Origin of the sequence: Xenorhabdus yunnanensis, from assembly GCF_028598805.1 — a bacterium.
Lineage (GTDB): Bacteria > Pseudomonadota > Gammaproteobacteria > Enterobacterales > Enterobacteriaceae > Xenorhabdus > Xenorhabdus yunnanensis.
This window is the reverse complement of sequence record NZ_JAQRFI010000021.1, coordinates 60,508-75,444: the sequence shown is the minus strand read 5'-3', so window position 1 is coordinate 75,444 and position 14,937 is coordinate 60,508. Positions and strand designations below refer to the sequence as shown.

General features: G+C 39.9%; 13 protein-coding genes and 2 pseudogenes. 9 read left to right on the top strand and 6 right to left on the bottom strand.

Annotation, left to right across the window (positions count from 1 at the left end):
* The first annotated feature begins 247 nt into the window (after nucleotides 1-247).
* The 4 genes and pseudogenes from PSI23_RS10795 (at nucleotide 248) to PSI23_RS10780 (ending at nucleotide 2,047) form a co-directional block, all read left to right on the top strand.
* Nucleotides 248-967 carry a site-specific integrase gene (locus tag PSI23_RS10795; RefSeq protein ID WP_273555081.1) on the top strand — a complete coding sequence of 240 codons (720 nt, stop codon included), beginning with the start codon at nucleotides 248-250 and terminating at the stop codon, nucleotides 965-967.
* 64 nt (nucleotides 968-1,031) lie between these two features.
* Nucleotides 1,032-1,169: pseudogene (locus PSI23_RS22755) on the top strand (helix-turn-helix transcriptional regulator); the annotation flags it as partial.
* A 63-nt stretch (nucleotides 1,170-1,232) separates the two neighbouring features.
* Nucleotides 1,233-1,514: pseudogene (locus PSI23_RS10785) on the top strand (helix-turn-helix transcriptional regulator).
* A 17-nt stretch (nucleotides 1,515-1,531) separates the two neighbouring features.
* Nucleotides 1,532-2,047 carry a hypothetical protein gene (locus PSI23_RS10780; RefSeq protein WP_273555080.1) on the top strand — a complete coding sequence of 172 codons (516 nt, stop codon included), beginning with the start codon at nucleotides 1,532-1,534 and terminating at the stop codon, nucleotides 2,045-2,047.
* Nucleotides 2,048-2,408: 361 nt separating this feature from the next.
* On the opposite strand, the gene PSI23_RS10775 is transcribed toward PSI23_RS10780, so the two are convergent.
* Nucleotides 2,409-3,182: a hypothetical protein gene (locus PSI23_RS10775; RefSeq protein ID WP_273555086.1), complete on the bottom strand. Its 774-nt coding sequence runs from the start codon at nucleotides 3,180-3,182 to the stop codon at nucleotides 2,409-2,411.
* A 468-nt stretch (nucleotides 3,183-3,650) separates the two neighbouring features.
* Here PSI23_RS10775 and PSI23_RS10770 point away from each other — a divergent pair, with 468 nt between their 5' ends.
* The 5 genes from PSI23_RS10770 (at nucleotide 3,651) to PSI23_RS10750 (ending at nucleotide 8,360) form a co-directional block, all read left to right on the top strand.
* On the top strand, nucleotides 3,651-3,905 hold the full coding sequence (locus tag PSI23_RS10770; RefSeq protein WP_273555079.1) for a helix-turn-helix domain-containing protein: 255 nt from the start codon (nucleotides 3,651-3,653) through the stop codon (nucleotides 3,903-3,905).
* A 331-nt stretch (nucleotides 3,906-4,236) separates the two neighbouring features.
* Entirely contained in the window at nucleotides 4,237-5,145 is a 909-nt protein-coding gene (gene hemF / locus PSI23_RS10765) for an oxygen-dependent coproporphyrinogen oxidase (protein ID WP_273555085.1), read from the top strand.
* A gap of 374 nt (nucleotides 5,146-5,519) precedes the next feature.
* Entirely contained in the window at nucleotides 5,520-6,584 is a 1,065-nt protein-coding gene (locus PSI23_RS10760) for a M4 family metallopeptidase (protein ID WP_273555078.1), read from the top strand.
* A 211-nt stretch (nucleotides 6,585-6,795) separates the two neighbouring features.
* Nucleotides 6,796-7,854 (top strand): M4 family metallopeptidase, encoded by a 1,059-nt coding sequence (locus PSI23_RS10755; protein WP_273555077.1) that lies wholly within the window; start codon nucleotides 6,796-6,798, stop codon nucleotides 7,852-7,854.
* A 263-nt stretch (nucleotides 7,855-8,117) separates the two neighbouring features.
* Nucleotides 8,118-8,360, top strand: a complete 243-nt coding sequence (locus PSI23_RS10750; RefSeq protein WP_273555076.1) for a protealysin propeptide domain-containing protein — start codon at nucleotides 8,118-8,120, stop codon at nucleotides 8,358-8,360.
* Between the two features lie 405 nt (nucleotides 8,361-8,765).
* Here the strand turns inward: PSI23_RS10750 and der are convergent, their stop codons facing one another.
* The 5 genes from der to ispG all read right to left on the bottom strand — a co-directional run bounded on the left by der (nucleotide 8,766) and on the right by ispG (nucleotide 14,810).
* Nucleotides 8,766-10,256 (bottom strand): ribosome biogenesis GTPase Der, encoded by a 1,491-nt coding sequence (gene der, locus PSI23_RS10745; RefSeq protein ID WP_273555075.1) that lies wholly within the window; start codon nucleotides 10,254-10,256, stop codon nucleotides 8,766-8,768.
* 162 nt (nucleotides 10,257-10,418) lie between these two features.
* Nucleotides 10,419-11,591: an outer membrane protein assembly factor BamB gene (bamB, locus tag PSI23_RS10740; protein WP_273555074.1), complete on the bottom strand. Its 1,173-nt coding sequence runs from the start codon at nucleotides 11,589-11,591 to the stop codon at nucleotides 10,419-10,421.
* A gap of 16 nt (nucleotides 11,592-11,607) precedes the next feature.
* Entirely contained in the window at nucleotides 11,608-12,228 is a 621-nt protein-coding gene (locus PSI23_RS10735) for a YfgM family protein (protein ID WP_273555073.1), read from the bottom strand.
* A gap of 12 nt (nucleotides 12,229-12,240) precedes the next feature.
* Entirely contained in the window at nucleotides 12,241-13,518 is a 1,278-nt protein-coding gene (gene hisS, locus PSI23_RS10730; RefSeq protein WP_273555072.1) for a histidine--tRNA ligase, read from the bottom strand.
* Nucleotides 13,519-13,688: 170 nt separating this feature from the next.
* Nucleotides 13,689-14,810: a flavodoxin-dependent (E)-4-hydroxy-3-methylbut-2-enyl-diphosphate synthase gene (ispG, locus tag PSI23_RS10725; RefSeq protein WP_273555071.1), complete on the bottom strand. Its 1,122-nt coding sequence runs from the start codon at nucleotides 14,808-14,810 to the stop codon at nucleotides 13,689-13,691.
* Nucleotides 14,811-14,937 lie beyond the last annotated feature (127 nt).

Sequence of the window (14,937 nt, the reverse complement as noted above, 5' to 3'; positions counted from 1 at the left end):
TTACAGCCAGCTTCGTCCTCACTGGTATAACAATGGGTTAACGCCCAATGAGTCAGAACGATTATTTTGGAAAAACGCTAAGCCAGTGACCAATTTTTGTTGACCACAACACTATATTAGAGGTTGTTTTTCTAAACACGTTTATTCAGAGATTGGGAATATTCCATTAAATGAATGTACATTATCAATGTGGATTAGGTGCTTTGATAAGATTAAAGAAAATGCACCAGTGCAAGCGGGATCTCTTTTGAAAATCTCACAACAGGCATTGAAGTTTTGCCGAGTAAGAAAATATGCAATTAGCCATGAGATAGATGATTTGGATGTTGGTGATGTGGGTGAAAAAGCGAATAGAAGAGACAGAGTGTTAACTAATGATGAATTACGTGATGTATGGCTCTATATAAATAAAGAATATGATAACCACATTATGTCTCACGAAAACAGAATTATTCTTCGGTTTTTAATCGTTTTTGGGTGTAGGCTTTACGAAATACGTCTTTCAAAATGGGATGAATGGGATTTTTCAAACAATATATGGAGAGTGCCACCAGAGCATAGTAAAAATGGAAGAGAAATAATCAGGCCGATCCCAAGTAATTTTAAAAACTGGCTGTTGTTATTAAATCAATCAACAAAAAAGAGAGAATATGTCATTGGCTTTGATGTCAAACAATGTACGGCAAGTGTGACTATTGCGAAAATATGGAAAAGATTAAACCACAAAGAAAAGTGGACAGCACACGATATACGAAGAGTGTTTGCTACCATGCTCAGTGATAACGGATTTGAACATAACGTGGTTGAACAACTATTAGGCCATTCACTCAATGGAGTCGCTGGAATATATAACCGAAGCCAATATATTGAACAAAAAAGAAATGCACTCTACTGGTGGGTGAATTATTTAGATTCTTTAATTGAGGTGGAGGAGAAAATAGAAAATGATACATATATTCACTCGTGAAGAATTGGAAGGTTCAGATAGACTTGATAGGCTAATTAGATAAGAAGAGTGTGAGTGGTTAACTTCATTAGGAAGAAGACACAGATCATATCTTGAAAAAAATGGCAGATTCCCTTTAAAAATAACGATAGGGCCACAAACCAAAGTTTATCGCTTATCTGAAATTCAGGCATGGATAAAAGGCACTTGGAAGCCCGAATAAAATCAATTTAAATTAATAATAACCTCGCTCGCGGGGTTTTTGTTTTTTGGAGAATATAAAAATATGGCAATGAAATTTACTTCACCGACACCACAAGAACGACAATCAATTTTAAATGAGTATGGGGAGAAATATGATCGCAGAATCAGGGAAAAAGAATGCGAGCACCTTTCCAGTTTATCGCGTTCTCGTCGTTGGGTATTAGAGTAGGAAGGCAAATTCCCGAAACGCGTTCCGTTGGGACGTAATTCTGTCTCATGGTTATTAAGTGATGTTTTATGGTGGGTACGTAACCCGCCAACAGTAGAGAATGTAAATAACCCCTATAGCCGAAAATCAAATTAATTAAGACCGGGTAAAATATGAAATCTAAAAATATGGCCTTAATCGGTCAGGGGATTACCTACGCCCAAAATCAGACTAGCGGGATATTAGTCAATGGGTTGCCAATTGAATTAGTGAGTCAATGGATAGAAATATGGACTAAACAAAGTTTCGCTGTCTCAGTATCAAATGAGTTACGTCGCCAATATTACAGGAATGATGCGGAGTTTAGTTTAGCGATGCGTAAGGCTGGTTATGTGCCAGTTAGAACGAAAAAGCTCACAGGTAAAGAACAGCGATTCTGGCTCTATCGCGTGACAGGTAATGATAAGGGGGTTTCGACCAATAAAGATAATAAAATCAATAAGTTTATCCCTTTTGTCCAGTATGCAAAACGACCAATCAGAACCTTTGAGCGCATTGCTGTAGATGGTCAGTGGCTCTACGTCTATGCCGATCACATTCGCTTTCTAACAAAGAAACGCCACCGTGTTGAGGGTGTTCGGGTTCAGGGTTACACGGCAAAAGGAATAGAGCTGCGAGAGGTGGTGTGATGGTCGTTATGTCTGATGACTCCTTGAGGTTAAGGAGTCCTATTACCGTAGTCCTCAGTTTGGGAGGCTACCCGATAATTTCGGGTTGGTTACTTAACTCATTGATATTTAATCAAGCTGCAAATATGCAGTCTGGTCATAATATGCGCGTATCTTTTAGCGACGCGCAAACTTTGCAGTCATCATTTAGAGGAGCACAAACTTTGCGACTGTCATTTACTCAGTCACAAAAAGAAAAGGATAGCACGGCGAATGCTACCCTTTGGGATGATGGCTCTTTCCATCATGAGCTAAATCAACTAGTTATCTGCACCCTTTTAAGAGGGGCAGTCAACCGAATGAATAATGTTCACTTGGTTGGTTATTGTTCAATGCCGCGAGATTGTAACTCTTTACGGATAATTCTCTTTATCCATGCAGATACAGAAGCGTCACCATCTTGGGCTAGATGGGGGTAGTGCTTACAATACATATCCCATGATGAGGCATATTTTTTCCGCACTGATTCTGGGTAATTATTATTTTTTGAACCTATATACATGCTATTAATATGCTGTATTTCGGGTAATATAAACCACTTTGAGTCTGTGCACTCTATTAATTCAGAATGTATCGGGAAGCCTCCAGAACCATATGCCTCAACTTCATCTAAGCTTTGAGTAACATATACAAAATTATAATTATCGTTAAATTCTCGATATTTGAATATATTACAGTAATGAGAAATATTTTTGTCTATGAATAATCCGATAGCTTTTAATTCTTTTTCAGAATTATAAGCATCAATTAGTGCATTTCCGTAAAAACATGGTATGCCATTTATTTCGTAGTGAGTGAAATCGCCATACGTAATGACTGCACGGAAATAAACTTCTCTTTCCATGAGCCTGTGCATAAGATCTTTGACAAATTCACACATAAACATAATGAGATACATAGCGTCTGCTGGGGTATCTCCGCCATTTACGTTGTAGACGACCACTGTGTCTGAAAAAACAATAACCTTAAATGCATAGTGTTCATGAGCATTTAAGCTGGCAATGACCTCATATAGATCATCAATCTTTTCACTTCCTTGCCTTACCAGTTCAGTAAAACCAAGTATATCTAAATAGAGAAAGAATCTTTCGTTCATAGGTATCCTGAAGGGCTAATAATTTAAGGGAAGGCACTGTGCTTGCAAGTTGAAGACTTTCCGGCCTTCCTTCATGATTTTTATTTATACTAACCTAAAGACAATGCAAATTAATTTCAATTCGTTATTGAAAATATCAGCGACTAAACAGCATAAAGTTAGTAGGACTCAAATTTTTCCAAAGTCCGCTTCACGCCCTGAGACATTCGACAAGCGTTTTATGCTTTAAGCAAAGGCGAATTTCGATCTTTGAGTGCCAGTAAGTATTTCGCTTCGTTGTAACAGGTCCTGGTTTTCCAACAGCGGTAAATTATCCTTATCCATTTAAATGCCAGTGCCCGCTATCACCCTTTCAATGGTGATTCAGGTAGGGGAGACTTCGGCCTCACCGGAATCTTAGCCCGGTAATGCGAACCTTGCTTGAATCGCCACCATCAATTTTTTCAATTAATGGAAGGGGTAACAGGAATGAATAATGTTAGAAATGACTGGCATCAGGCCGATATAATTGCTGCATTACGTAAGCGTGGAACAACCTTAGCCACCGTCTCCCGTGAAGCGCTCAGTTCATCAACATTAGCAAATACTCTCAGTCGGCCGTGGCCGAAAGGTGAATGGATTATTGCTAACTATCTTGAAATACATCCTTCTGAAATTTGGCCTAGCCGATATTTTGATATGTACGGTCAGCTTATTGCGCGTAAGGCTCGAGACAAATCATAAAAATAGCAGCCCACCACTTGAAAATCACCGGGAAGATAGCCGTAACGGGGTATCTTCTCACTAGCAGTAACACTCGTCATTGTCACCTCAATAGCTCCCGACGAAGTGCGCTGCAACCTCTCATAAGTTCAGAACGTTTAGCGTACTGACCTCTTTTTATTGAGCACAAATTCACTCTTATTCTTTCTTTTCTTCCACATTGTTCTTATCTTATGCTTTGTTTATAGGTTTGTTCAGCGTTCTATGTATAAACAATTATATAAACAAACAAAAACCACCTCATTTAAAAATGATGTTTATTTATTTAATATCAATTGGTTATGATTTAATTATGAATATACCTAATATATATCAAGTGAAGAATTTTTTCCTCTCATTGCAGGATCACATCTGCAAGCAACTGGAACAACTTGATGGTCAATCAACTTTCATGGAAGACTGTTGGCAACGAGAAGAAGGCGGTGGTGGGCGGAGCCGGGTGCTGACTGAAGGTAAGGTTTTTGAAAAAGCCGGGGTGAACTTCTCACATATAGCAGGGGCTTCAATGCCCGCTTCTGCCACAGCCCATCGTCCAGAATTGGCGGGGCGCAGTTATCAGGCCATGGGTGTTTCCCTTGTCATTCATCCAATTAACCCCTATGTTCCAACGAGTCATGCAAATGTGCGTTTCTTTATTGCTGAAAAAGAAGGTGAGACTCCTGTATGGTGGTTTGGTGGTGGTTTTGATCTCACGCCTTATTATGGTTTTGAAGAAGATGCTATTCATTGGCACACTATCGCCAAAAATTTATGTCAACCTTTTGGCGATGATATTTATCCAAAATATAAAAAATGGTGTGATGATTATTTTTTTATAAAGCACCGAAATGAACCTCGTGGCATTGGTGGTTTATTTTATGACGATTTAAATACGCCTGATTTTGATACCAGCTTTAGTTTCACGCAAGCTGTCGGAAATGGATTTTTATCTGCTTATTTACCTATTGTAGAGCGAAGAAAAGATATCGCTTGGGGTGATCGTGAAAGACAGTTCCAGTTATATCGCCGAAGCCGTTATGTTGAATTTAACCTTGTCTGGGACAGGGGAACTCTCTTTGGCTTGCAAAGTGGTGGAAGAACTGAATCAATATTAATGTCCATGCCCCCATTAGTACGTTGGGAATATGGTTACTCTCCAGAAACTGACTCTCCTGAATCTGAGTTATACACTTCATTTCTAATAAAAAAAGATTGGGTATGACAATTCAAAACAGGAATATAAGGAAATTTCTTTATTCCTGTTTTATACCCTTCGTCTTTCAAGTTGCTTCTGTGTTGGCTGCGCTCACTCACCCCGGTCACATATTTATCTATGCTCCCGGGGATTCGTTCCCTGGCCGCCGCGACGCACCTTGAAATCCATTAGGTATATACCTTATTTTTTTAAAAAATAAGTTTAAACTCCTAGCGTATTTATCATAACACTGATAAAAAAATTTATTATTTTTCATTAGCAATACCCTGCCATAAAAAATCAATACTCACACTAATGACTCGCCTATTAATTATAGCTAGTATTCGATCCGGGCCCGAAAAAAAACACACACAACATCTAAAGACAAAAAGGGTATTATTATGAGCGATAATCAAACCAATATATATAGCTTAATTCCTCCATTTGTTTTAGAACATATCTCTGACGATTGTGATGCATGTACTAATCAATATGTATTAAAAACATTAGATCATGTTTATCAATTAATGAATCCTCCTGCTGAAGAAACTATATCTCAACAGGAAGACCTAGTAGGAAAAGATGATAAACTGCACCGTACTATCTATAATGCCAAACATAAAGAGAAGTTCCCTGGGGAAGAATTATCTCGCAGTGAAGGAATGTCAGAAAGTTCAGATGTTGCGGTTAATGAGGCGTATGATTATCTTGGCAAGACTCATGAGTTCTATAAAACAGTTTTCGGTCGCAATTCTCTTGATAACGAAGGGATAAAGTTAGTTGCTACAGTACACTATGGTACAAACTATCTGAATGCATTCTGGTCCAGAAAACAAATGGTATTTGGTGATGGTGATGGAAAATACTTCAATCGTTTTACTTCTGCCATTGACATTATAGCCCATGAGTTGACGCATGGTGTCATCGAAAGTGAAGCAGGGCTGGATTATATCTACCAATCTGGTGCGTTGAATGAATCTATCGCAGATGTATTTGGTATTATGGTTAAACAATATTTCGATAACCAAAAAGCCGATGAGTCAAATTGGTTATTAGGGGAAGGTTTACTAGGCGAAAAGTTTAATCCAGATAACAAACCCGATGTCGCTTTACGCACCTTTATCAAACCAGGAACAGCATTTTCTGGAGATGAACAAGTTGGTCATATGGATCAATATGAAGAACTTCCTTTCATAATTGACAATGGAGGAGTTCACATATATTCAGGCATTCCCAACAGAGCATTTTACTTAGTGGCGATGGAATTGGGAGGCTATACCTGGGAAAAGGCAGGTAAGATTTGGTATGAAACGCTATTGGATAATCGCCTGTCTTCAGATGCAGATTTTGAGGATTTCGCCAAACTTACGGTTGATAATGCAAAGCATTTATTCGATAAAAAAATTGCTGGTATTGTCAGTAACGGCTGGGAAGAAGTTGGCGTTCTACTTCCAAAAATAAATTAAATTAATAAAACATCAATTAAAATTATAATCAGTAACATCAAGATAATACTGAAAATAGATAATAAAGGGTTAAGGACAACCCTTTATTATATTTATAAATTAATATATTAAATCTCCAAAAAATCATTCATTAGTAGCCAATGACACCATTTAGATTCATAATTAATATAGGCTACAATATATTCACAACATCTAAAATAAGGATATTATTATGCGTAAAAATCAAGATAAACTAAACAAATCCGGTATCATTCCACCATATTTATTAGAATATGTTGTTAAAATCTGCGGTCAATTCGATAAAACATACATATTAAAAACATTAGATCATGTTTACAATCTAATGAATAACCCTGTTGAAATAGATACTTTAGCCCATGGATATCAGCCAGGCTCTGATAATAAATTAAATCGAACTATTTACAGTGCTGAACATAATCATCAATATCCAGGGAAAATATTGATTTTACGCGAAGGCATGACTGTAATCGATGATATTCCAGCCACCGAAGCTTATAATTATCTTGGTAAGACATATGAATTTTATAAGGAAATTTTTGGCCGTAACTCAATTAATAACCAAGGTCTTAAATTAGTTGCCACTGTTCATTATCAGAAAAATTATATGAATGCATTTTGGGATAATAATCAAATGATCTTTGGTGATGGTTATGCTCCCTACTTTAATCATTTTACATCGTGTATTGATATTACTGCGCATGAATTAACCCACGGAGTAATTGAAAGTGAAGCAAATCTTGATTATGCCTATCAGTCCGGTGCATTAAACGAATCTATCTCAGATGTATTCGGTATTATGGTGAAACAGTATGCTAATAACCAAAAAGTCAACGAATCTGATTGGTTGATAGGCCAAGGGATATTTGGTTCTGCACTTAACCCAGACAATGACCCTAACATTGCCTTGCGCTCATTCAAAAACCCCGGGCTAGCAAACCCAAAAGATAACCAAGTCGGTCATATGGACCAATATCAAGATTTATCCGTCAGAGATGATAACGGGGGTGTCCACAAATATTCAGGCATTCCTAATAAGGCATTCTATTTATTGGCAATCACATTGGGAGGATATTCATGGGAGCAAGCTGGAAAAATTTGGTACAACACATTATTGGATAAACGTTTATCCCATAAAGCCAGTTTTAATGATTTTGCACAGCTAACCATTGACAATGCTAATATATTATTTGATAAGAAAATTTCAAATATTGTGACTCATTCATGGAAACAAGTCGGAATACTGCTCTAATCATTAAAGACCAGGGAAGGTCTTGATTATATTTACATATCCTCTACTCATGCCTACCATCTGAACCAGATTTTTAATTTTTTCAAACTTACAAATCATCAATAAAATACCATTCTCTACTTAATGGAATCAATTATTTTACCGCTTCATCTCATATCATAAAAATTTACATTTTTAGTAGTGACTAACATGGTTAATTTAGTTACCATTTAGGTTCATCTAAATATAAACCAACACGACAACATATACAAAAAGGTATTATCATGAGTAACAATAAATCGAGCAAAAAAAATATAATCCCTCCTTATTTATTGGAGTATATTGCAAAAAACTGTGATGCTAATGATAAAAAGTGTATTTTGAATACATTAGAGCATGTTAATAAACTAATGGAAAAATCAATCAATGAAGCTTCCTCAGACCCTAAAGATGACCCTTTGTTCTATAAAAATAGAAATATTCCTAAACCAGAAGGCAAAGGCAGCTATCAATTATCAGGAAAATAAATTTGGGGAGGAGATTTTTTTAAATAAATCTTGTTTTAGGAAAGCATTTCATCAAAGGAACAAGTAAAGGATACTAAAAACTCTAAAAAAGATTTAGTTGAAGTGAAGTGAAGTGCAATATAGCATTACTCATTGATTTACAGGCTATTTAAGCTAGCCAATAATAAAAATATCCAAATTAATGCAGCCAGATATACCATAAATTAATTGATGTTATTGAAAAATTTTTTCAACTAATTAATTTTATTTCTAAAATAATTTTTAATGTTTATGATAGTCAAGTTCTTTTCTTAGAAAGAAGAAATCGAAAAATCACAAGGTCATAATTTTCTATTTAAAAAGAAAAAATCATAAAGTTACTCAATAATAAAGGGCTGAAACAGCCCTTTATTTACATAATTATAATTAACGTTTTTTCAGGTGTTCCATCAAACGCTTACGTTTACGGAGCTGAGTTGCTGTTAATGTATTTTTCTTATCCGCATAAGGGTTGGCCCCTTCTTTAAATTGGATGCGGATAGGTGTTCCCATCACCTTCAAAGAACGGCGGAAATAATTCATCAGATAACGCTTATAAGAATCCGGCAAATTCGTCACCTGATTACCATGGATAACCACGATAGGCGGATTATATCCACCAGCATGAGCATATTTCATTTTCACTCTGCGGCCGCGAATCATCGGTGGTTGATGATCATCTTCTGCCATGCGCATTATACGGGTCAATAAGGAAGTGTTAACGCGGCGGGTTGCGCTTTCATAAGCTTCCAGAATTGACTCAAATAGATTCCCAACACCGCTACCATGTAGTGCAGAAATAAAGTGAACACGAGCAAAATCAACAAAGCCAAGACGCAGATCAAGCATATCTTTGACGTGATCTTTATCTTCCTGACTCATACCATCCCATTTGTTTACAGCAATAACCAGAGAACGACCACTGTTAAGGATAAAACCAAGCAAAGAGAGATCTTGATCAGAAATGCCTTCACGGGCATCCACTATCAGCAACACAACATTGGCATCTTCAATCGCCTGAAGTGTTTTAATCACAGAGAATTTTTCAACTGTTTCAGTGACTTTCCCACGCTTACGAACGCCCGCTGTATCAATCAAAATATATTCACGGCCATCACGCTCCATGGGGATATAAATGCTGTCACGGGTTGTTCCCGGCATATCATAAACGACAACACGTTCTTCACCCAGAATACGGTTGGTTAATGTGGATTTACCCACATTAGGGCGGCCAACAATCGCAAGTTTCAGAGGCAAGGTTGTAGGATCAAATGCTTCCTCTTCTTCCTGTTCAGCAGAAGCATCCAGCTCAACCTGCTCCATTTCTGCCCAATAAGCTGCGTTAGCTTCTTCTTCAGTCAGTTCTACTTCTTCCGTTTCTTCTTTATCAGAAAACGGCAACAGCGCACGTTCAATCAGCTGTGTCACGCCACGACCATGAGAAGCAGCAATGGAATAAATATCCCCTAGCCCCAGTGAATAAAATTCAGCTATAGAGGTGTCAATATCAATACCATCTGTTTTATTCGCTACCAAGAAAGTTGCTTTTTCACGGCTACGCAGGTGCTTGGCAATCGCATGGTCAGCAGGCATCAGCCCCGATCTTGCGTCAACCATAAAGAGAACGATATCAGCCTCTTCTATGGCCATAAGAGATTGCGTAGCCATATGCGTTTCTACGCCATCTTCTGTACCATCGATACCTCCCGTATCAATGATAATGAACTCCTGCCCTTCAACCTCTGCCCGTCCATACTTACGATCACGGGTTAAGCCAGGGAAATCCGCTACCAGTGCATCTCTGGTGCGGGTTAATCGGTTAAATAAGGTAGATTTTCCAACATTGGGGCGCCCAACCAGCGCAACGATAGGTATCATTTTTTTGATGCCTCATGACTAAATTTAAATCGATATCCTGCTGAAAGTGACCTCTCAATGTTGTTCACCATAGCAAGATACAAAGATACTAAAAAGACGAAACGGCCCCTGTTACTATTCAGGAGCCGTATAATTTCGTGTTAATTAAAACACACTCTGGAATTAGCGAGTATACAGGTAAACTGTCCCGTCCTTTGCTTGTACCATCAGTTTATCGCTGGCAACAACCGGGCGGCTCAACAGGCCAGAACTATCAACCTTGTGCTGAGCCACAAATTTGCCATCAGCCATATTCAACCAATGCAGGTAACCTTCACCATCACCAACAACCAGAGAACCATTATACATTTCTGGAGCTGTCAGGTTACGGTGCAAGAGAGCATTCTGTGACCATAAAGTCACACCATCACTCTTGCGCAGGGACAAGATACGGTCATTTTGATCAACAATGAAAATATTGCTGTCAGTGATAACCATATCATTCACCGATCCTAGTTCACGTTTCCAAATGATCTGACCTGAACGCATATCCATTGCCACTAAATTGCCGTTATAAGCAATGGCATAGATAATATTGTCAGAAATGACCGGAGTCATATCAACATCATTCAGGCGAGCTATTTCGGTAGAACCCGTTACCTGAGAAATACGCTGTTGCCAAATCAGTTGCCCCTGAGATAGCAAAACGGCACTGATCCGGCCATTGTCTCCACCTACAACGGCTGCACCATAAGCCACGGCAGGAGCAGATTCACCACGAACTGATAATGAAGGCGTATCCATGTTAACTGACCAAGCAACGCTACCATCAGTTTCTTTCAATGCCTGCAACATACCATTGCCAGTATGAATCAAGACAAAGCCATCACTCACTACAGGACGGGACAACGCTTCACCAGCAACCGTTGATTCCCATTCAACTTTGCCGTTCGTTGTATCCAGTGCAACGACTTTTGCCTTTTCTGTTCCGACATACAAACGATTACCGGATACAGTCAAACCACCAGAAAGCAGCGCTGGCAAGCGAGATGATAGTAAACCTGCTTTTTCTGACAGATCCGTTGCCCACAACTCTTTGCCGCTGTCTATATCAAGTGCTTTGATAACCCCATTACGATCAGCAACGTAAACCGTTGAACCCTGCCAAGCTGGTGATAAATGAGAGTAATACTGCCCAGTGCCACTCCCAACGGACTTATCCCAAACGATACGAGGTTTGAATTGATTTTCAACCTTCGGCAACGGTGACATTGTTACCGTATCCTGTTCGCTTGAACAACCTGCAAGCAGAACAGAAGCAACCAGCCCAACCAAGAGTGTTTTTCGCAGTTGCATTATGAAGTTTGCTCCCTTAGTTGGATAAATTATTAAGTTTAATTTTCATGAACTCTTTGATTACCTGAGGGCCATCAGATCCAAGCCCCATGGAATATGCTGCACGCGCGCCAGCGATATCTCCTTTTTTGGTCAGAATATCCCCACGAATATCCTCAACCATCACTTGCCATCCCTTGCCTTTGACCAGCTCCAGCGTTTTCAACGCAGCATCCGTTTTATCTTCCGCCAATTGAACCCGAGCCAAACGAATGTTAGACAATGCTTGCATGTCCTTATCTTTGGCTTTACCAGAGGCCACCAGCAAATTTTTCTCTGCCTGAGCCAAATCATTTTGGGTAATGGCCTGCTTTGCCAGTTCCAGATCCGCCATAACACCGTAGACATTATTCGTTTCATTAGCGAATTTTTCTGCGGCAACAACGCTTTCTTTCGACCCCGAAGCCAACGATTTGTTCAATTTTTCAAATACTGCCGCTGTGCCATGTAATTGGTTTGTTTGATGAGTCTGCCAGTAACGCCAACCAATCAAAGCACCAATGCCTAACACTAAACCAACAGCAAGGTATTTACCGTTGGTAGATAAAAAACGCTTTATCGCGTCAACTTGTTCAGTTTCAGTGGTATAGACTTGCACTAGAGTCTCTCCTTAGCCTAACAGCTCGCTCAAACGCGCTGCGACCGTTTGTTGTGACAACGTTTCTTGCTCACCGTTTCGTAAATCTTTCACTGTGATATTGCCAGTTTGGATCTCATCTTCCCCAAGGATCAAGGCAACTTTAGCGCCGTGTTTACCCGCGCGCGCCAACTGTTTCTTAAAGTTACCCCCGCCATGATTGGTCATCAGACGCAATTCTGGCAGTTGATCACGGATTTTTTCTGCCAATATCAATGCCGCTTGCTGGCTGCTTTCACCAAAGGAAGAGAGATAAACATCGGCAACTGTCAGGTCAGCAACAAAATCAGGATTGACTTCCTGCACTAACAGAACCATACGTTCCATGCCCATTGCAAAACCAACTGCGGGTGTTGCCTTGCCGCCCAATTGTTCAACCAAGCCATCGTAACGACCACCTGCACAAACGGTTCCCTGCGCACCCAAAGCAGATGTCACCCATTCGAAAACAGTACGATTGTAGTAATCAAGGCCGCGAACCAGACGCTGGTTGATACGGTATTTGATACCTGCGCTATCAAGTATCTGGCACAACCCATCAAAATGTTCTTTTGACTCGCTATCAAGATAGTCAAACAGCTCCGGTGCATCATTAAGAAGTTGCTGAACTTCAGGATTTTTGGAATCCAATACACGCAGTGGGTTGGTATACATACGGCGCTGGCAATCTTCATCCAGCTTCTCTTTGTGCTGTTCAAGGAAAGCTACCAGTGCTTCACGATAATTTGCACGGGCTTCCAGTGAACCAATGGAATTCAGTTCAAGTGTAACGTGATCAGCAATGCCCAGTTCACGCCACCAGCGTGCTGTCATCAGAATCATTTCAGCATCAATATCCGGCCCTTGCAGACCAAACACTTCAGCTCCCAGTTGATGGAATTGACGATAGCGGCCTTTTTGTGGACGCTCATAACGGAACATAGGCCCGATGTACCATAAGCGTTGTTCCTGATTGTACAGCAGACCGTGCTGAATACCGGCACGGACACATCCTGCCGTATTTTCCGGGCGCAGGGTCAAGCTTTCACCATTGCGGTCGTCAAAGGTATACATCTCTTTTTCGACAACATCGGTCACTTCCCCAATAGCACGTTTGAATAACGGGGTCTGCTCTACAATCGGTGTCCGTATTTCGCTAAAACCATAACCTGACAGCACGCGCTTCAACGTAGATTCAACTCGTTGCCAGATGGCCGTTTCAGCAGGAAGGCAATCGTTCATGCCACGAATAGCTGGGATATTTTTTGTCACGTTTTATCTCTTATTAAGATTTATATAATGCCGTCGATTATAAAAACGAATGTTTATCTTTCAAGTTGCAGCCTGGTTATCTGAAACTCGAAATCCATTGGATTATAGATAAAGGGCATAAGATAAAAGGCATCGCTGGTGCATGATAACATGCGCCAGCATTAAGCATCTTACTCATCAAGCTGATTGACGCTAATCCGGTTGTTAACATCAAGGACAGCTGCCTTCGCTCGGATTTTTGCTTCAAGCTGCTCAATCATATTTTTATTATCAAGACGCTCTTTTTGACGAATACCATCTTGATAAAAGCCGCTTTTTGTTTTCGCTCCCGTTACGCCAATTGTCGAAACTTCTGCTTCCCCGGGACCATTCACGACACAACCAATGATAGAAACATCCATTGGTGTAATTAAATCTTCAAGACGCTGCTCAAGTGCATTAACCGTACCAATAACATCAAATTCTTGACGCGAACAAGTTGGGCAAGCAATGAAATTAATGCCCCTTGAACGAATACGCAATGATTTCAGTATATCAAAACCGACTTTAACTTCTTCCACTGGATCTGCGGCCAACGAGATGCGCAGTGTATCGCCGATTCCTTCTGACAATAAAATGCCAAGACCAATTGAGGATTTCACCGCGCCAGCACGAACACCACCTGCTTCAGTAATACCGAGATGCAACGGTTGATCAATTTTTTGTGCCAGTAAACGATATGCTCCAACCGCCAAAAAGACATCAGATGCCTTGACGCTCACCTTAAACTGGTCGAAATTCAGGCGATCCAGAATGTCAACATGACGCATTGCTGATTCAACCAATGCTTCTGGTGTAGGTTCGCCATATTTTTCCTGTATATCTTTTTCCAGCGATCCACCATTGACCCCAATGCGAATTGGAATGTTATTGTGGCGGGCACAATCCACAACCTGACGGATACGCTCTTCATTGCCGATATTGCCGGGATTGATGCGCAGACAGTCAACACCATATTCCGCGACTTTCAATGCAATGCGGTAATCGAAATGAATATCGGCCACAAGAGGAATATTGACCTGCTGTTTGATAGACTTGAACGCTTCGGCTGCATCCATTGTTGGAACTGAAACACGAACGATATCAACACCAACACGCCCTAACGCCCTAATTTGATTGACTGTCGCCTCAACATCAGTTGTCCGTGTGTTAGTCATTGATTGCACCGCAATCGGTGCGCCATCCCCTATGGGCACATTACCGACATAAATACGCGTAGATTTACGTCTTTTTATCGGTGATTCATTATGCATTTTTACATTACTCCCCTACATCCCTGTATTTTGTTTATAAAAATTACAACTATGCTGTGGTGAATAATACACGCTGTGATAAATAATACACACAGGCAAACATGAATTCTTATTCAATGTTCGCCCA